Source organism: Mycobacterium tilburgii (genome assembly GCF_902168065.1).
In the GTDB taxonomy this organism is placed as follows: Bacteria; Actinomycetota; Actinomycetes; order Mycobacteriales; family Mycobacteriaceae; genus Mycobacterium; species Mycobacterium tilburgii.
In genome coordinates, this window is record NZ_LR655725.1 from 1 (window position 1) to 17205 (window position 17205).

18 protein-coding genes and 3 pseudogenes are annotated in these 17205 nt (G+C 65.5%); 3 read left to right on the top strand and 18 right to left on the bottom strand.

Annotated features, from left to right (window positions below; genetic code table 11):
* The coding region (locus tag FQ389_RS13510; protein ID WP_260860764.1) for a fatty acid desaturase at positions 1–563 on the bottom strand (563 nt) is incomplete at its 3' end.
* A gap of 169 nt (positions 564–732) precedes the next feature.
* Here FQ389_RS13510 and FQ389_RS13515 point away from each other — a divergent pair.
* Complete coding sequence (locus FQ389_RS13515) at positions 733–1371, top strand: chorismate mutase (RefSeq protein ID WP_260860765.1); 639 nt, start codon at positions 733–735, stop codon at positions 1369–1371.
* A gap of 133 nt (positions 1372–1504) precedes the next feature.
* Here FQ389_RS13515 and FQ389_RS13520 read toward each other — a convergent pair whose 3' ends face one another.
* Positions 1505–2026 (bottom strand): amidase family protein, encoded by a 522-nt coding sequence (locus tag FQ389_RS13520; RefSeq protein WP_144208471.1) that lies wholly within the window; start codon positions 2024–2026, stop codon positions 1505–1507.
* A 33-nt stretch (positions 2027–2059) separates the two neighbouring features.
* Positions 2060–2809 (bottom strand): helix-turn-helix transcriptional regulator, encoded by a 750-nt coding sequence (locus FQ389_RS20335; protein ID WP_313901984.1) that lies wholly within the window; start codon positions 2807–2809, stop codon positions 2060–2062.
* 263 nt (positions 2810–3072) lie between these two features.
* On the opposite strand from FQ389_RS20335, the gene FQ389_RS21645 reads away from it, so the two are divergent.
* Both FQ389_RS21645 and FQ389_RS21650 read left to right on the top strand, forming a co-directional pair.
* Positions 3073–3333: an SDR family NAD(P)-dependent oxidoreductase gene (locus FQ389_RS21645; protein WP_260860768.1), complete on the top strand. Its 261-nt coding sequence runs from the start codon at positions 3073–3075 to the stop codon at positions 3331–3333.
* 10 nt (positions 3334–3343) lie between these two features.
* Positions 3344–3499: an SDR family NAD(P)-dependent oxidoreductase gene (locus tag FQ389_RS21650; RefSeq protein ID WP_260860766.1), complete on the top strand. Its 156-nt coding sequence runs from the start codon at positions 3344–3346 to the stop codon at positions 3497–3499.
* Between the two features lie 418 nt (positions 3500–3917).
* Here the strand turns inward: FQ389_RS21650 and dnaB are convergent, their stop codons facing one another.
* From dnaB to FQ389_RS13590, 15 genes and pseudogenes are all read right to left on the bottom strand, one after another.
* Complete coding sequence (gene dnaB / locus FQ389_RS13535) at positions 3918–6299, bottom strand: replicative DNA helicase (protein ID WP_144208474.1); 2382 nt, start codon at positions 6297–6299, stop codon at positions 3918–3920.
* Between the two features lie 536 nt (positions 6300–6835).
* Positions 6836–7294, bottom strand: coding sequence for a 50S ribosomal protein L9 (gene rplI, locus FQ389_RS13540; RefSeq protein WP_144208477.1), 459 nt, complete (start codon positions 7292–7294; stop codon positions 6836–6838).
* A gap of 32 nt (positions 7295–7326) precedes the next feature.
* Positions 7327–7581: a 30S ribosomal protein S18 gene (gene rpsR / locus FQ389_RS13545; protein ID WP_144208518.1), complete on the bottom strand. Its 255-nt coding sequence runs from the start codon at positions 7579–7581 to the stop codon at positions 7327–7329.
* A 54-nt stretch (positions 7582–7635) separates the two neighbouring features.
* Positions 7636–8145 carry a single-stranded DNA-binding protein gene (locus FQ389_RS13550; protein ID WP_144208480.1) on the bottom strand — a complete coding sequence of 170 codons (510 nt, stop codon included), beginning with the start codon at positions 8143–8145 and terminating at the stop codon, positions 7636–7638.
* A gap of 114 nt (positions 8146–8259) precedes the next feature.
* Positions 8260–8550: a 30S ribosomal protein S6 gene (gene rpsF / locus FQ389_RS13555; protein WP_144208521.1), complete on the bottom strand. Its 291-nt coding sequence runs from the start codon at positions 8548–8550 to the stop codon at positions 8260–8262.
* A gap of 475 nt (positions 8551–9025) precedes the next feature.
* Positions 9026–9229: pseudogene (locus FQ389_RS20355) on the bottom strand (carbon-phosphorus lyase complex subunit PhnI); the annotation flags it as partial.
* Positions 9142–9450, bottom strand: a complete 309-nt coding sequence (locus FQ389_RS20360; protein WP_313901985.1) for a hypothetical protein — start codon at positions 9448–9450, stop codon at positions 9142–9144. The pseudogene FQ389_RS20355 and the gene FQ389_RS20360, both read right to left, overlap by 88 nt.
* Before the next feature lie 128 nt (positions 9451–9578).
* Positions 9579–9929: pseudogene (locus FQ389_RS22585) on the bottom strand (carbon-phosphorus lyase complex subunit PhnI); the annotation flags it as partial.
* Positions 9930–10107: 178 nt separating this feature from the next.
* Positions 10108–10865, bottom strand: a pseudogene (locus FQ389_RS21350) (phosphonate ABC transporter ATP-binding protein).
* 124 nt (positions 10866–10989) lie between these two features.
* Entirely contained in the window at positions 10990–11157 is a 168-nt protein-coding gene (locus FQ389_RS18150; RefSeq protein ID WP_186296425.1) for a hypothetical protein, read from the bottom strand.
* 55 nt (positions 11158–11212) lie between these two features.
* Positions 11213–11725 carry a PhnD/SsuA/transferrin family substrate-binding protein gene (locus FQ389_RS13570; protein WP_144208483.1) on the bottom strand — a complete coding sequence of 171 codons (513 nt, stop codon included), beginning with the start codon at positions 11723–11725 and terminating at the stop codon, positions 11213–11215.
* Between the two features lie 192 nt (positions 11726–11917).
* Positions 11918–12559 (bottom strand): DJ-1/PfpI family protein, encoded by a 642-nt coding sequence (locus FQ389_RS13575; protein ID WP_186296426.1) that lies wholly within the window; start codon positions 12557–12559, stop codon positions 11918–11920.
* A complete protein-coding gene (locus FQ389_RS13580; RefSeq protein ID WP_144208486.1) occupies positions 12556–14220 on the bottom strand; it encodes a glycosyltransferase family 87 protein in 1665 nt (554 codons plus the stop codon). Before FQ389_RS13580 ends, FQ389_RS13575 begins: the two co-directional genes overlap by 4 nt.
* A complete protein-coding gene (locus FQ389_RS13585; RefSeq protein WP_144208489.1) occupies positions 14217–16631 on the bottom strand; it encodes a transglycosylase domain-containing protein in 2415 nt (804 codons plus the stop codon). Before FQ389_RS13585 ends, FQ389_RS13580 begins: the two co-directional genes overlap by 4 nt.
* Before the next feature lie 40 nt (positions 16632–16671).
* Complete coding sequence (locus FQ389_RS13590) at positions 16672–17106, bottom strand: DUF5318 family protein (RefSeq protein WP_144208492.1); 435 nt, start codon at positions 17104–17106, stop codon at positions 16672–16674.
* Between the last annotated feature and the right edge of the window lie 99 nt (positions 17107–17205).

A 17205-nucleotide genomic window follows, 5' to 3' on the forward strand; every position in this document is an offset into this window, starting at 1 on the left:
CAGTAAGAGGCCTGCGACCGTATCCAGAGTATCGAGCCGGCGCCAGGTAGCACCCAGAGCCGGCGCGGTGCGAAGACCAGCAGCACGCAGCCGACCTCCGCGAAGTAGAGCCCGCCGATCAGCCGCAGGTAATAGCCAGGCGCCATGGCGGTCCAGCTCGTTGTGGAGGGATCGTAGATCTCGGTCCGGTCCCAACTGGTCCGGCTGTAGCGGTGATGGAGCAGATGGTCCGCTTTGAGCACCGAGAACGGTGCCCCGTAGCCGATGGCGAGTGTGCGCCCCAGCCGATCGTTCCGTACTCGGTCGCGCTGCAAGTAACCGTGGATCACGTCATGGATGAGCGACCAAAACGGTGTTGTCAGAAGCGCGATCGGCGCCAGCAGCCATCCCCAGGCCGGATTCGACGGTAGGAGCCACGCCGGGATGACCGCTAGTTGAAGGCGCAGGCCGGCCAACGCCGTCGCGACCAACGCCAGGTTGATGACCTCACCAGATCGGCGCACCGGGTAGTCGCCCGTGCGCTCGGACTGGCGTCGGCGCTTTCCTTGCTCGTCGCACCGCACTGCCCACGACCCCCTCTAGCACCTGCTTCAGAACGCGACTCGGATCATTCGGGTGCAAACAGGCCCCGATTCTGCTATCCGAAGCGCCCGAGGAGGTAGTGATCTTGACAACATAAATTGCGAAACACTAACCGGCACAATGTATACCACTCATTCGCGGACCGCCTGCATGTACAAGCTTGCTGGTTCCGATAGGCTCGCCACACAGCGGAGTTTGCTTACGGACCAGAAGAGGATGAACTCGATGACCGGACAGGCCCGACTGCACGCATCGGCAAGTTCAGTGGCCACAGGCTCTTCAAACAGCGAAAATCCCGGTCCTCTTTATGCTTTGATCGACGCGGCAGCACAGCGGATCCAGACGGCCGGCGTGGTGGCCGCGGTGAAATTCACGACCGGCGGCACCGTCGACGATCCGGTGCGCGAACAACAAGTGATCGATCGCGCAACCGCGGCGGCCGCCGCCAAGGGTATCGATCCGGAGTTTGTCGGCATGGTATTCCGCGATCAGATCGACGCCACCAACGCCATCGAACATTTTCGATTCGCCGATTGGCGGCTGGACCCTGATGCGGTCCCGGCGGCGGCACCTGACCTCGCGCAGGCACGCACCGTCATAGACCGTCTCGACCAGATCCTGGTGGATGAGATCGCGGCGCAATGGGATTCGCTGCATTCGCAGGCGTGCAGCGCCTATCTCGACGAAGCGAGGAACTCGGTGGCGCACACACGCCAACTCGACGGCTTCGCCCGACGGGCACTGATCCACGCCACGCACTCCTATTGCAGGACTCCGCACTCCCGTTAGCCGGACGGCAGTTTTTCGCGTGGCTACCAGCCGATCGTGTGACGTTCGATGTCGGCGGCCGGCCGCGCGGAACAGCAGCGCCTCACCGAACTCGGGGCCGATGAGTTGTATCCCCAACGGGAGCCCCTCGGCGTCACCGGCCGCACGGCACCGAGATCGACGGCAGGTCCGCGTAGCTGATCGGGATGGTGTAGCGCCGACCGCAGGATAACTCGTCGGACCGGGTGTCAAGCCGCGGCGCCACGGTGGGCATGGTCGGCGTCAGCAGCAGGTCGACATGGTCGAGCGTGGCGCGCATGGGTGCCACATCTGCGGACCGCCGCGCCACCGCGGCGTCGTAGTCGGCCTGGGTGATTTTCGCGGCCGCCGCCATGTCGGCACGGACGGCCAGGCCGAAGACGCTCTTGTCGGCGACCGGACCGTAGACGTCGCGTATCGCCTGGGCGAACTCCCAGCGCAGGATGGTGAACGCGGGAGTGAAAGCCAGCATCGTCGAGAGGTTATCGACCTTCACGGTCGTGACTTGCGCGCCGAGTTGCTCGAGCAGAGGCAGGACCCGGCGCACCACCTCCACGTTGGGGTCGAGATCGGTCAGGCTGTAATCCTCGATCAAGCCGATCCGCAGACCCGAGACCCCTTTGTCGAGTCCGGCCAGGTGGTCGGTTTCGGGGCCGGCCGAGAGTACGGATCACGGGCGGCCCCAACTTGCCAACATCGTCAGGCGCTCTTCGCTGACCGATCCCGGCGGCGTGGAATAGACAATCACCGTCAAGCCTGGGTCTGCGGTCGAGGTGAAGGCCTCGTAGTTGAATTCCAGCTCGCCGACCACCGCGTGCCGAATCCTCTTGACGCCGTTGGTGCGCTCGAAGGGCCTGTGCTCGGACCACCACCCTGTGAACTCGGGACACCGCATCGTCAGCTCGCCGACGAGTTCGACAATCCGCGGATTGCGGGGCTCGTTGCCCGCCGACACTTGCAATGTGTGCGCCACCTCGCGGGCCACTTGCTCACAGTCCGGATAGACCGCCCGCGAAGCCGGATCCAGCAGAGTCCAGGATGCGGTGTTGCGTTCGCGCCGGTTGAGACGGGCAAGATCGGGGAAGGTGAGTTCCCAAATACGGTTGCCGCCAAGGATATCCATGCTCACGTCACGGACGTAGGCGGGCGCTAAGTCCATCGCCTCAAGAATCTGCTGCATCGCCGGTCGCAGCCGGTGCCGAACTCCTCCCGGCGGCCCAGTCGTTACTGCAGACCCAGCGGGCGTGACGAGATGGCGTCGTGCGAGATCGTCGAGACGCAGCGACTGGGCCAGTGCGTGCAGCACCTGCTCGGAAATCTGCCGCACGCCGCCCTGTTCGAGTTTCGCGTAGTAGTCCGCACTCACGCCGGCCAACGCCGCCACCTCGGCTCTCTTTAGCCCCTTGACCCGGCATCCCATGACAGACCAACGTCGTCGGGAGTCAGTGCGGTGCGTCGCGAACGCAGGAAAATGGCGAGTTCGGCGTTGAAGGTCATGTTCCGATCATCGCCGCTCCGGCATGGCAATCAAGAACCTAGGTGATTACAGCCAAACCTGATAACCCCTCAATCACCAGGCCAGTCCGGAACATCATGGACGCATGACTAGCACCACGCAGACCACATACCTAGTTCATCACCGGCGCATCGAGGGGCTTTGGACTGCTCGTCGCGCAGGAAGCGCTGCGGCGCGGTGATCAGGTGATTGCCACTGCGCGAAAAACCGACGGGCTGACCGACCGACTCGGCGGCAACGCCGAAAATGCCTTGGCAGTTGCCGCCGACGTGACCGACCCGAACAGCGTTACCGCCGCCCTAACCGAGGGACTTTCCCGATTCGGGCGCATCGACGTCGTGATGAACAACGTGGGCCATGAACTACTCGGTGCGGTCGAGGAAGTCAGCGACGCGGCAGTGCACGGTGTTCGACGTCAACGTGTTTAGGTTGCTCAACGTGACCCGGGTGGTCCTGCCGACAATGCGGGTACAGCGCTTCGGCACCATCTTGAACCTGAGTTCCGTTGCGGGCCAGTCAGCATCACCGGGTTGGGGCATCTATGCCGCGACCAAGCACGCCGTCGAGGCGATCAATGCCGCGCTTCATGCCTAGGTAGCAACGTTGGGTATCCGGGTCACCGCGATTGAACCGGGGCCGCTCCTGACCGACTTTCTGGACAGCAGCCTGCTGACCGAAGGGTGTGCCAATCGCCGACTACGCCGCGACAGCAGGAAACGCCCGCCGCTAGGAGCAAGAGACCAACCACGCACAGCTGGGCGATCCGCAAAAGCTGCCGCCATCATCGTCGACCTCGCCCACCACGACGACCCGGCGCTGAGATTTCCGCTGGGGTAGGATTGCGTCGCGCGGATCGAAGACGTGCTCGCCGAGCAGCGCAGAGAACTCGAGGAATGGCGATCAGTGTCGTTGTCTACAGACCACATTGGTTGACGTGGACGCAACCCCGGTGTGCTTGGACACCGAACGAAGAACCTCGCTGTAGCACGAAGATAAGTACCCGCCGCGGCGCTCAGCGTGCCATGTTGGCGAAGCGCGACAGGTGCAACTGGTGTGCGACGGTTACGGTCTTGGTCGGGCCGTTGCGGTGCTTGGCCAGGATGAAGTCGGCCTCTCCCCCGCGCGGGTTGTCGCGCTCGAACGCGTCGGGCCTGTTCAACAGGATCACCATGTCGGCGTCCTGCTCCAGCGATCCCGACTCACGCAGGTCGGACAGCATCGGCTTTTTGTCGGTGCGCTGCTCCGGGCCGCGGTTCAGCTGGCTGATCGCGACCACCGGAACCTCGATCTCCTTGGCCAAAAGCTTGAGGTGCCTTGAGAATTCGGACACCTCGACCTGTCGCGACTCGTGCTTCTTGCCCGAGGTCATCAGCTGCAGATAGTCGACCACGATCAGCTTGAGGTCTGCCTTCTGTTTCAACCGGCGCGCCTTGGCGCGGATCTCCATCATGGTCAGGTTCGGCGAGTCGTCGATGTAGAGCGGCGCCTCACTGATCTCGCTCATCCGCCGCGCCAGCCGGGTCCAATCGTCGTCGGTCATGCGCCCCGACCGCATATCGGCGAGCTTGATCTTCGCCTCCGCCGACAGCAGCCGCATCACGATCTCGGACTTGCTCATTTCCAGCGAGAAGATGACGCTGGCCATCCGATGCTTGATCGAGCAGGACCGCATGAAATCCAGTCCCAGGGTCGAGTTGTGCGTCGGAACCATGGCGTTGCTCGCAAGATACATGTGGCTGTCGTTGTCCACTTCGACGCACCGGACGGGAACCGTCGCGATCGGGCGGACATCCACGATGACGCGCGACCCAGAGCGCTGGACGCCGGTAGCGGCGCGACGCTCCTTGTGCGTTATGGCCTTTCGTTGCAATCCGAAGACCACGTCGTCGGTGGAGAAAGTGAGGGTGTAGGCGGTGCTGGACGATTCCGAGCTCCCGTGCACGCGCTTGGTCGATGTTTGGCAGCGATAGCCAAGGCTGACGATCAGCTCGGCGACGTCGCCCGCCAGCCGATGGTTGGTGACGCAGAATTGTATGGCCCCGCCCACCGTCACCGTTCCGTCGGTGTCGAGCAAACCCGCGAGCAAGGCACGCCGCTGAGTTTCCGAGGCACGCAGATACTCGATCGGAATGTGCTTGTTGCCAAGCACTCCGAGGGTTCGCAGTCGCACCTGCAACGTCCCTACTATAACGCCTTCCGCCTCGATCCGCATGATGATTTCCGGGTCGACCATGGCGATCTGGGCCGCGGCACTAGTGCCATCGCCGAGCCAGGCACCGAGAGTGTATGCGGGAACTAATAATTCACGATCCGGAAACTCGAGTGGCCGTGCGTTGACCACGCTGTGGTTCAACTGGCGGTCCTTCGTCTCACACCGCAGGCTGCCGGCGATCTCTGCCGTCGTGCGCACCGCCGTGAAGGTGCGCTGGATTTTGGAGCGGTTGTGGCCGACTGCCGCCGCCTTTGCAGATTTCCGGAACGCGTGTGTTTCGGTCAACCACTGATGCTCTGCATCGGCGACGATGACGGTTTTGTCGGAAAACTCCACCTCGTAGCAAGGCCGCCCCAGCATCACCTCGGTGGCGGCCACCACCCGCGTGGGACGCCCGTCGGCGCCCAGCAACTCGTCACCGACCGCGACGTCGCCCATGGTTGTCCACCCGGTCGGGGTGGGCAGCGGTGTATCCAACGAGAGCGCTTTGCCCACTCCAGGCCGCGCCGCGACGATGATCATCTGCCCCGGATGCAGACCGTTGGTGACCTCGTCGAGTTCGGTGAAGCCGGTGGGCACGCCGTGCGCAATCCCGCCGCCGGAGGCGATGGCGTCGATCTCGTCCATCGTCGGTTGGAGCAGGTCCTCGAGCGGAACGAAATCCTCCGACGTCCGGCGCTCCGCCACGTCATAGATCTCGGCCTGCGCGCGGTCCACGATCTCGGCGACGTCGGCGCCCTCGGCCCCCGCATAGCCGTACTGGACCACACGGGTGCCCGCCTCCACGAGGCGGCGTAGCAGCGCCTTCTCGGCCACGATGCCGGCGTAGTAGCCGGCGTTGGCGGCCGTTGGAACCGTCGAAATCAGGGTGTGCAGATAGGGCGCGCCCCCGACCCGGCGCAGCAGCCCGCGGCGGTCCAGTTCCGCGGCCACCGTCACCGCGTCGGCCGGTTCCCCGCGCCCGTACAAGTCCAGGATCGCGTCGTAGACGTTCTGGTGCGCCAACCGGTAGAAGTCGCCGGGCCGCAACCGCTCCAGCACGTCGGCGATGGCGTCCTTGCTCAGCAGCATCCCGCCCAGCACCGACTGCTCGGCGGCGAGATCCTGGGGCGGTTGACGGTTGAATTCCTCGTTGGGCGGTGCGGCGTCCGTGCCGGGCGCCCGGTCATCCAAGACCGCCACAGGCCCAACCTCCCTCTGCAGCATGCATACGAACATACATTCGATAGACGACACTTGCAGCGTAGGTCAGGCCCTCACACACCCCGAAGACAAGTACCCGTAAGCCTCGCGCCGGGAAGACCATAAACGTTGCTGGCCGGTGCATGAAAGAGGCGTTGCTCATAAGGCTGTGCATCGCCTGTGCATATCCTTCGACACCTGTGTTGAGTGGGTTGTGGAGAACCTGTGGATCAAAGCGAGGCAGTGCAACATCTCCACAGATACGAGCAGTACACCAGTGCGCATTTGGTGTGGAGAACAATCTCTTCGGCGTGTCGTCGCAGGTTACTGCGCCGGGCGTGTTGGCTTTCGGCCAGATTTTCGCAACATTACGGGCCGGTTAAGGGGTGCCGCTGATAAGGGGGCCTGAATAGTTCGCCAGCCGGGCGTGGAGTTGCCGGCATTTCTCGGCCGGTCGGGACTCAATTTACGAGCACGACAAATATCCGGCGGCCACCGATTTACGGCAGCCGCCGGATGTCAGGAAAGGCGCCAAGTCAGCTTTCGGCGACGACGTTGAGGACGACGTCGACGGTGATCTCCGGGTGCAGGAGCACCTCGACCGGGTGGTTGCCGACAGCCTTGATGTGCGCCTTGGGCAACCGGATGATGCGCTTGTCCAGATTCGGGCCGCCGGCCTTCTTGATCGCCGCGGCGACATCGCCGGCGGTCACCGAGCCAAACAGCTTCCCGGAGTCGGCCGCGGTCTTAACCGGCAGCGCAACCGGGCCGAGAGCTTCGATCGCGGACTTGATCTTGTTGGCGTGCCCCAGGTCGCGCACAGCCTTGGTCTCGCGGGCCCGACGGATGTCGTCGGCCTGCTTCTGGGCGCCGCGCGACGCGACGATCGCCAGGCCGCGCGGCAGGAGGAAGTTCCGGCCGTACCCGTCCTTGACCTCGACAGTCTCGCCGACGGTGCCGAGATGGTCGACGTCGGCGGTCAGAATCAGCTTCATCGTTTTCGTACTTTCAGTTTGGACGTTGGTGGTCAGCGGGCCGACGAAGTGAAGGGCAGCAGGGCCACCTCGCGGGCGTTCTTCACGGCAAGCGCGATGTCGCGCTGGTGTTGCACGCAGTTACCGGTGACACGACGTGCCCGGATCTTGCCGCGCTCGCTTATGTAGGTGCGCAGCAGGGTGGTGTCCTTGTAATCGATCGATTGACCTTTTTTGGCGCAGAAGACGCATTTCCGTGTCTTGACCGGCTTTTCCGGAGCCGGGCGCCGTTTCGTGGACTTGGCCATGTGTTTCTTTCTTTCCATTTGCTGATGGTCTTGTGTGGTTTGAGGGTTCTGGTGTCAGAACGGCGGTTCGTCGTCGCCGGCGGCGAACGAGCCCGACGCGGGAGCACTTCCCCATGGGTCGTCGGCCGGGGCGCCGCCGGACTGTGGCGGTGCCTGGCGAGAACCGCCGCCGCTGCCGAAGCCGCCTCCGCCGCCGCTGCGGCTGGCCTTGTTGACCTTGGCGGTGGCGTACCGCAGCGACGGTCCGATCTCGTCGACCTCGACCTCGATGACGGTGCGTTTCTCGCCCTCGCGGGTTTCGAACGAACGCTGCTTGAGCCGGCCGGTGACGATCACCCGGGAGCCCCGGGTGAGGCTTTCCGCGACGTTCTCGGCAGCCTCACGCCAGATGTTGCATCGCAAGAACAGTGCCTCGCCGTCTTTCCACTCTCCGCTTTGGCGGTCGTACATCCGCGGGGTCGACGCTACGGTGAAGTTCGCGACGGCGGCACCCGACGGCGTGAACCGCAGTTCAGGGTCGGCAGTCAGGTTTCCGACAACGGTGATAGCGGTGTCACCAGCCACTGTGTCCTCCTGGTTCCGTCCTGGCTCTCGCCCGGAAACGGAAAACGGTCATGAGCATTCCCTCGCTGAGCCTACGCACAGGCGCCGACGACGGGGAGCGGCTCGCTACCAGACTTAGTGCTTGTCGGTGCGCATGACCTTGGTGCGCAACACTGACTCGTTGAGGCTCAGCTGGCGGTCGAATTCGGACACGGTGGCCGGCTCCGCCTTGAGGTCGACGACCACGTAGATGCCTTCGGCGTGCTTGGCGATCTCGTAGGCCAACCGCCGCTTGCCCCAGATGTCCACCTTCTCGACGGTTCCGCCGTCTTTGCGGACGACGTTGAGGAACGTCTCCAGCGATGGAGCGACAGTGCGTTCGTCGAGCGTGGGGTCAAGAATGACCATGATTTCGTATGGACGCATGGAAACCTCACTCACCTCCTCTGGTCTGTACGGCCACGGGCGTTCCGTGGCAGGAGGGTCGCCTGCGTCGGCAACCGGATCAGGCTACAGCATCCCGCGCTGAGCTGCGAAATCGCGCCTTTTCACGGACCTCAGCGCCGTGTCAACCGGTCGTAGGCGTCGAGCACCCGGTCCAGGCTGATCTCGGGTCCGTGCGGGTTCTTCGCGTTGTCGTCCCAGCGCCGCACCAGGACCGCCTCGGCGGCGTCGGGCTGAGCACTGAATTGAGCGGCCTCGGCCGTGCGAGCTTACCGCTCTCGTCGAGAATGCCCGACGGCGCCTCGTCGTCGGTCAGTTCAGCTAGCAGTTCGTCGGTCGTCGTCATTCGCAATCCCTTCCGGCGGGCTCGGGAATGCGCGCTGCGGACAGTGCCCGCCTCTTGCAGCGCTTGCTTGCGTTCCACTATGGAACGGAACGTCACGTAGTGCGGGAGCTTGAGGTGGTCCAGAAATCCACCGGAGTCCAGGCCGTCGGTGGTGAGCAACAGCAGCTGCTACAGCGGGCCGGACCGGTCGAACCGGCGGTTAGCAATGTCGAGGTTCGCCATCGCGATCACCTTGCGTTCGTTGTGCCCGAAGCACATTCCGTAGCAGACATCGAAACGGCTGCGGTCCTCCTCGGCGCCGTCGAGATCCTCGATGGCCTCTGCCTCGGTGACCCGGACCTCCCCCGATCGTCACCATCGGGGCCGAGGATCGACCGGTACCACAGTCCGACCAGGGTGCCGGTCTCCGCCCACGCCATCGCGCCCAGCGCCGCCGACCGCGGCGCGGGTGACCGCAGCGGAACCCTGGTAATGTCAAAGGGTTCCGGGTCATCCCCGGTGCGGTGGTCGACGACCAGACCAGCCTTGCGCAGCAGCTCGAGGAACCGCCGCGGGCTGCGCTGTGCGGCCGTGCCGGCTCAGGCGGCGGGTCTGTCGGGGCCGGCCCGGCGGGCGCAGCGACCGACTTGTCCACCAGCCGGCGGGTGTAGTCGGTGGTGCGGCCGAGCAGCTGCGGGCCGTCCGGCTCGCGGAAGGCCGGCACGATACGGCGCATGATCGTGATGCGGTCCGGATCGATGGGTGCGCAGACGGCCAGCCGCGGCAACGTGGAGCGGTGCGCGCAGCAGGTGCGCGGCCTCCAGCGGGTCGCCCTCGGCCTGACGCAGCGCGGCGGCCGCGGCGGCTTAGTCGTACAACCCCGCCTCCCCATCACCCGGTCGACGGCCAGCCGGAACCGCGCCACGATCTGCTCCGTGGCTGCCCACGGCACCGGTGCGAAATCGATTGCGCGGCAGACTAATTCCTCGGCGGCAAGAATGGCTTCCAGGCCATCACGGACTCCCGAATACCCCATCAGTTCTCCTCGGTGATCGTGGTGGTGCGGGGCAGACCGACCAGGCGTCCGTCGTGTCGGTCACCAGCAGGATGTCGACACCGGCCGGGTATGGCCCAAGGGTTCTATCATTCTGGTTTCCTTCCGCGGAGTCAGCGGCAACGGCGCAGGTGCGTTGCACCCGCGGTACGGTGGGTGGTCACGCAGGAGTGCCGACGGCGAGCAGTGGGCCCGCATCCACTTTGGCGGATTTGGCGAACACGACATCGCGTCGTCGTGGTCGAGTCCCCCCAGGACAATCGAGGACCACCTGCCCGGCGCGCAACCCGATGACCCGGTCGCCCCAGCTCAGTGCGAGGCCAACCTGGTGCAGGCTGCACAGCACGGTCAGCCGCTGCTCGGTGCTGATATCTCTGATCAACTGCATCACCTGGGCTGCCGACTCGGGGTCGAGCGACGCGACCGGCTCGTCGGCGAGCAGGATCTCCGGACGCTGCATGAGTGCCCGGGCCATCGCCACCCGCTGCTGCTGACCGCCGAAGAGGGTGCCGGCGCGTTGAAAGGCGCGGTCCCGCAAGCCAACCCGGTCTAGATGGGCCAGCTCCTCGCACCGCACGTCGCGGGGTAGGTGAAAAGTCCGAGCCGCGGCCAGCGCAACCAGCCCAGTGCTCCGTGCACACGTTCTCCAACACGCTGAGCCGGCCGACTAGGTGAAAGTGCTGGAACACGAACCCGATCCGGTGTCGGAGCTGGCGTAGCTCGGCGCGGGTGGGGGCTGCGATGTCGGTGCCCAGTACGGTCACCGTGCCGGAGGTCGGTGGCATGCAGGCCGTCGACGTGGTGCAGCAGGGTGGATTTGCCGGAGCCGGATAGCCCGAGCAGGATCGTGATCTCACCCGGCGCGACGGAGAACGAAATGTCGTCCAGTGCACGGATCTGGGACCCGAAAGCCTTGATGACGCGGTCGAATTCGAATGGGCCACCGCACCGGTCATGATTGCCCCGCGCATTGCTTGGCGTGCGTGGTGCGGCACACGTTGCGGACACCGTCGTAGAAGGCGTTGTCCACCGGCGCGTAGCCCTAGCCGTTGATCTCGCCGAGATGCTCACATGCCGGCGTGTAGATGCCGTTGGCGTTCATGTAATCGACGTTGGCGTTCGGGAACGCGGCGACGATCTTGGCCTTCAGGTCCGGTGCGAGATCATCGCTGACGCCGATCGGCGAACCGGGATCAGATCCGACTTCCACACCGCCGACAGCTGGCCCGGCTTCAGCTGGCCGCGCGCCGGAAGGGTCGTGTCGATCATGCTTTCCTGCGCGAACCCGTGTCGGCGAAGCAGATCTTCTTGCCGCGGAAGTCGGCGACGCTGTTAATCCCGCTTCCCGGCCGGGTGATGCCGTTAGGAGTGGTAGCCGGGCGGGGTTGCCCTTGGCGACCGTCTCCGCCGCGATCGAAGTGACTTTCACCCCGCTGTTCTGCGCGGTGACCAGCGAGAACGGGCCGTACTGGACGAAGTCCGGCCTTGCCGGCGTGCTGCGCCTCGATGGCCGACGAGTAGCTGGTCGCGCTCTGGAACCGGATCGGCTTGCCGGTTGCCCGCTGCAGCAAAGTCAACAGCAGCTGGTAGGCCTGCTGTAGGCCCTGCGCGTTCTCCGACGGAACCGCGGCCAACACCAGCTCGTCGGGGTTGCGGGCGCCGGCGGACCTACTGCTTTTCCGGCCGACGTTGGCGCTATGGCCACACGCGGCCAACAACACCACCGTCAGCACCACCAGCGCGGCTAAGCCGAACGGGCGTCGGGGGCGAGTCAACATCCGGTTTCTCCTTTAGGGCGGCGAATTGAGCAGGCGAGCACAGCAGACGTCCGAATAGTTCTGCGGACCGGTGCAGCCGAGGGGACCAGACGGTTACCGGAGGACGAACTTCAGTTGTGGAAATACCTCCACTCGACCGCACGAGTCCGCCTGCGGCCGGTGCGGCGGGCCAGGCGAAGTTGAAGTCGGCGGTCAGTGACGCTGCTGCCGGTACTCCTCGGCCCTGGCCTTGGTCGCCTCGTCGGCCTTGGCGAGCGCACCGAAGTCGAACGGCGGCTGCGGGTCGTATTCGATGAGCAGCTGCGCGGCCTGCGCGGCCACCCGGTCGACGAGAAGCTCGGTGAGCCGCAGCGCCATGTCGATGCCGCTGGACACACCCGCCGCGGTGATGATCCGTTCGGGCAGATGCTCGACCACCCGGCCCGGCACATAGTGCGCGCCCAACTCGTTGAGCAGATCCGCGGCCCCCCAGTGCGTCGTCGCGGTGAGCCCATCGAGCAAACCGGCGGCGGTCAGCAACAGCGCGCCGGTACACACCGACGTGGTGAACGTCGTCGTCGGATGCAACGCCCGCAACCACCCGAGGATGGGTTCGTCGTGAATCAGCGTGCGGGTGCCGATGCCGCCGGGCACCACCAGCACGTCGGCCGAATCGATCTCGTCGAAGGTCGCGTCGCAACAGACGCCCAGCATGCCGTTCTCCGTGCGCACTTCGCCGCGGGTGTGGCCGACGAACTTGACGTCAATGGACGGAATGCGTTGAAACACCTCGTAAGGCCCGACGGCGTCGAGTGCGGTGAAGCGAGGGAACAACGGGATGGCGACCAACATCATGCCTGCCTCTGTCCGGTGACTGTCTCGAGTTCGCTCTCGGTGTCCGGCGTTGTGGCGGCGGTACCCGAAACGCGCGACCGGGCCGGGCGCAACCAATCCGGCAGCCAGCGGGGCGGGGCGTCGGTAACGCGGTTGAACGGCCCGCCGGACGGATCGTCGACCCGGCCGCCCCAGCGCACCAGATCCTCAGCGGGCCGGTAGATCTGCTGAATCACCAAGGCGCACAGCGCAATGACGGCGATGTCGCGCAGCAGCACCGTCGTGGTGAAGAACTGCTCCGGCAGCGACCGGTTCGGGTTGCTGTACAGGAAGTACATCCGCGGTACCCATCCCGCCGCATCGATGGTCATCCACGCCAGCAGCACCCGCCGGTGCGGCAGCGCCAGCACGGCCAGCGGCACCAGCCACAGCGAAAACTGCGGACTCCACACCTTGTTGGTCAGCAAGAATGCGGCCACGACCAGGAACAGCAGCTGAGCCACCCGCGGCCGGTGCGGCGCGGTGAGCGCTATGTAAGTGATCGCCGCACAACACGCCAGGAACAGCACCACGACCACACCGTTGAGCACCGCGGGGGGCTCCCAGAATCCGAGGTTGGGGTCGAACCCCCGCCACCCGGTGAAGGACTTTACAACGTTGTAGATCGAGTCTATGTCGTCGCCGCGGCGGGTGTTGAGCCGGAAGAATTCCGACCAGCCCCGCGGAAACAGCAGCAGTACAGGCAGATTCACCGCGGTCCACGTCAGCACCGTGGCGGCGGCCGCGCGCGCCACCGCACGCAGGCGCCCCGTTCGCAGGCCCAATACCAGCATCGGGCCCAAAAACAGCAGGGGATACAGCTTGGCCGCGGCGCCCAGCCCGATCAACACACCGGCCGGCACCGGCTTACGGCGTGCCCAGAACAGCAACCCGGCCATCGCGAAACCCGTTGCCAGTGCGTCGAAATTGGTGAAGATCTGAAAGGTCAGCAACGGCGACCCGGCCACCAGTGCCGCATCCCAGATGCGCCGGCCGGACAGCCCCGCCGTGGCCCACACCGTCGCCAGCCAGGCCAGCGCCAGCCCCAACGCCGCGATGTCGAAGAACACCACCACCTCGGCCACCATCGGCAGCGGTGCCAGCTCGCTCAGCGCCGTGTAGGTCTTGGCCAACGCCATCGACGCGTACTGATAGACGCCGGTGAGGACAGGATACTCCACGTAGCGCACCGCGGGCTTGCCGTCGTAGCGGACTTGCGGCGCCCCGCTCGGATCGGTTTCGACCCAGCTGGATTTGTACGGAAATTTGCCCTGGTTCAACAGTTCCGCGCTGTACAGCGGGACGGTGTCCGAATAGCACAACTCGTAATACGCGCGCTGGTTGTCCCAGTTGGCGACGCGTTGGTCACCCGGTCCGGTACCGGTGCTCTGCAGGCACGCCGCTTTCGTCGACCAGCCCAGCGCCAGGAACACCAGCGCGATCATGAACATCACCCGCAGCGGGGTCATCAGCCGGGTGCGACCGATCAGGGCGTGCCGGCCCACCGGTCCGCCGATGACATCGGCGAAGGCAGTCCCCAAAGTGTCGGTGCGGCTTGGGCAGTCGCGGTTGCCAGCGCACCGCAGATCGTCCGCGAGCGGCCGCGGTGAAATGGTGGCGCTCTCCCCCTGAGCGCCGGTCACGGTGGCGGTTGCCCGAACGGCGGGGCCGGCGGCTGCGGCCCGCCCGGCGGGGCGTGCTCGCCGGGCGGTGGGAATGGCACGGCGGTGATCGTGGTCGGCGGTCCGATCGGGATGGTGATGCCCGGGGCGATCTCGATCGTGGGCTGGATGACCTCCTCCGCCGGCGGGGGCGGCGGAGGCGGTGCGGGCACCCCGGCATAGCCGCCGATCTCGGTAGGCTTGGGGAAGCTTTCGTTGGGCGTACCCTTCAGCGCGCCGTCCATGGTCGCCTTCCAGATGTCCGACGGCAGGCCCGAACCGTAGACCTCTGCGCCGGAAGCGGTTACCAGCGGAACGTTGTCTTGCACGGTTCCCACCCAGACCGCCGTGGACAGCGAAGGCGTGTAGCCGACCATCCACGCGTCCTTGTTGGCTTGGGTGTCGCCCAACTGCACGGTGCCGGTCTTGGCCGCCGACGGCCGGCCGCCCGCCAGGGCGTGGCCGCGCGAGTAGGCGGCGATCGGCACCATGGCCGCCGTGGCGTTGTCGGCCACCGCCTTGTCGATGCGTTGCTCGGCGCCCTTGTCCGAGTCGCCGGCGTCGAACAGCATCTGGCCCTCGGAGTTGACGACCTTTTGCACCAGGTGCGGCGGGTGGTACACCCCGGAGGCGGCCAGCGTGGCGTATGCCGAGGCCATGTCGATGGGCCGAGTTTGATACTGGCCCAACACAATTCCGTTGTTAGGCCGGCCACCCTTGCCGTCCTCGGACAGGGTGTGCGGAACGCCGGGGAAGCCCTTGGCGACGCCGGCCTGGTGTGCGGCGTCTGCGACGGCCTGGGGTCCGCCCTTGAGCTTGAGCATCAGCCGGTAGTACGACGTGTTCAGCGACATCTTAAGCGCCTCGACGAGATTGCAGGTGCCGCAGCTCTCGCCCTCGACGTTGGTGATTTTGATGCCGTCGACGATCAGCGGCGAGCTGTCGACCTGGTAACCTAAGCCGATGCCCTGCTGCAGGGCGGCCACCAACGCGAACACCTTGAACGACGACCCGGTCTGCAGCCCGGCCTGCGCGAAGTCGAAGCCGTTGGCGTCGGGGCCGCCGTAGTACGCCCGGATGGCGCCGGTACGCGGATCGATCGACACCACGGCCGACCGCATGTCGGGGTCTTGGCCGTTAAGGTATTTCGCGACCGACTTCTCGGCAGCCTGCTGAGCCTTTGGGTCGATCGTGGTGGTCACCTGCAGGCCCTGTGTGTTCAGCGTCTGCTCGTCGATGTTGAACAGCTCCAGCAGCTCTTTGGTGACCTGGCGTTCGATCAGCCCACTGGGGCCGGTGGTCTGATTTTGCGCGCGGGCCAGATCGGGCGGCACTGTCTGGGGAAACATCTGCCCCGCACGGTCGTTTGCCGACAGGGCTTTGGTTTCCACCATGCCGTCGAGGACCCAGTTCCACCGCGCCTCCGCGCCTTTGGGGTCCACCGCCGGGTCCAGCGTGGACGGCCGGCGGATAAGCGCAGCCAACAACGCGCCCTCGGAGACGGTCAGCTGTTGGACGGGTTTGTCGAAGTAGGCCTTCGACGCGGCCGAGATCCCGTAGGCGCCCCGACCGAAGTAGATGATATTCAGGTAGGCCTGCAGCACATCGTCTTTGGACCACTCCCCCGACATCTTGGTCGCGATCACCAGTTCCTTCGCCTTACGCATCAGGCCGGCGAAGCCGTGCTGCGCGGAGCCGACGAACGCGTTCTTGACGTATTGCTGGGTGATCGTCGATCCGCCCTGCAGGCCCCCGTTGCCGAACAGGTTGTTCTCCACGGCCCGCGCGAAGCCGGTGAAGTCGAATCCCGGGTTCGAGTAGAAATTGCGGTCTTCGGCCGCAATGACGGCCTGCCGCACATGCACGGGGACCTGACTGATGTTGACGTCGATCCGGTTGCCTTCGGGTGGAACAATTTTCGCGATCTCCGAGCCGTCGCTGGCCAAGATGGTCGACACCTGGTTGGTGCGAATGTTGCCCGGCTTGGGGATGTCTACGATGAAATACGACATCACGAATGTGACGATCGGCAACAACACCAACACCGCCGCACCGAGGTAGGCGCCACGCCGCACCCAGCGCCAGTTGATCCGCTCGACCCAGCTCCAGTCCAGCCCCGCGCCCGGCGCTGGCGGAGGCTCCGGGGACGTCCGTGACGGCGGACCGCCCGCCCGGCGCGGCCCGGTCGCCGCCCGTTCGTCGAGCGCGGCCTTCACCTCGTCGAGGGCGGCACGAGAACCGGGCCGTGCCGGTGGATCGGCCAGCGCGGCCCGGATCTCGTCGATCGGGTCAGACCGCCGCGGCGACACGTCGTCGACGACCGGCGGCAGGATCGTCGTCATCCGGTCGTCGGGACGGTCGGGAATGGCCTCTTCGCCGGTTCGCTCAGCCATGCCGCTCAGGTCCTCGGGTGACGGATCGTGGCGCCTTTCGTTATTCAATGGCCGTGCGCGCGCCGTTACGTGCCGTCCGAGAGGACCGGGTTCCCTTGGGCGAAGGTGCCGGGCGTTCCGCACCGAGCACGTACGACTTGACTAGGTGGTTCCAGCTGCATGTCCGGCACACCTCGACGACGTGGACGGAGAACTCGTCGAACTTGGTCGCCAACATAACCAGCTCTTCTGCCGTGCGGGCCGAACCCGACACCGCACCGAGGTGATCGCCGAACACCCAGGACACCAGGGTGAGCTGTCCCTTCCGGCAGATGGGGCACATCGTCTGGCTGGTTTTGCCGTGAAACTTGGCGGCGCGCAGCAAATACGGGTTGGCGTCGCAGACCTCGGACACCCCCGTGCGGCCGGAGTACACCTCGGCCAGCAGGGAGCGTCGCCGAAGCGCGTAATCCACCACCTGTCGCTGCAGTCGCACGTTGACCAGAGTACGTCGCCGTCGGCACCGCCGCCACGCAGCCAACGCCGTCCGCGCCGCGCGAACGCGCGGTGACCTCTACGATCACCCCCCATGGCG

Bases quoted from the DNA above. Each gene is read 5' to 3' on its own strand.
- FQ389_RS13515 (WP_260860765.1), top strand. From the start codon at position 733: ATGTACAAGCTTGCTGGTTCCGATAGGCTCGCCACACAGCGGAGTTTG.
- FQ389_RS20335 (WP_313901984.1), bottom strand. From the start codon at position 2,809: ATGGGATGCCGGGTCAAGGGGCTAAAGAGAGCCGAGGTGGCGGCGTTG.
- rplI (WP_144208477.1), bottom strand. From the start codon at position 7,294: ATGAAGCTGATTCTGACCGCCGACGTCGACCATCTCGGCACCGTCGGC.
- rpsR (WP_144208518.1), bottom strand. From the start codon at position 7,581: ATGGCCAAGTCCACGAAACGGCGCCCGGCTCCGGAAAAGCCGGTCAAG.
- rpsF (WP_144208521.1), bottom strand. From the start codon at position 8,550: ATGCGTCCATACGAAATCATGGTCATTCTTGACCCCACGCTCGACGAA.
- FQ389_RS13570 (WP_144208483.1), bottom strand. From the start codon at position 11,725: ATGTTGACTCGCCCCCGACGCCCGTTCGGCTTAGCCGCGCTGGTGGTG.
- FQ389_RS13575 (WP_186296426.1), bottom strand. From the start codon at position 12,559: ATGATGTTGGTCGCCATCCCGTTGTTCCCTCGCTTCACCGCACTCGAC.
- FQ389_RS13585 (WP_144208489.1), bottom strand. From the start codon at position 16,631: ATGGCTGAGCGAACCGGCGAAGAGGCCATTCCCGACCGTCCCGACGAC.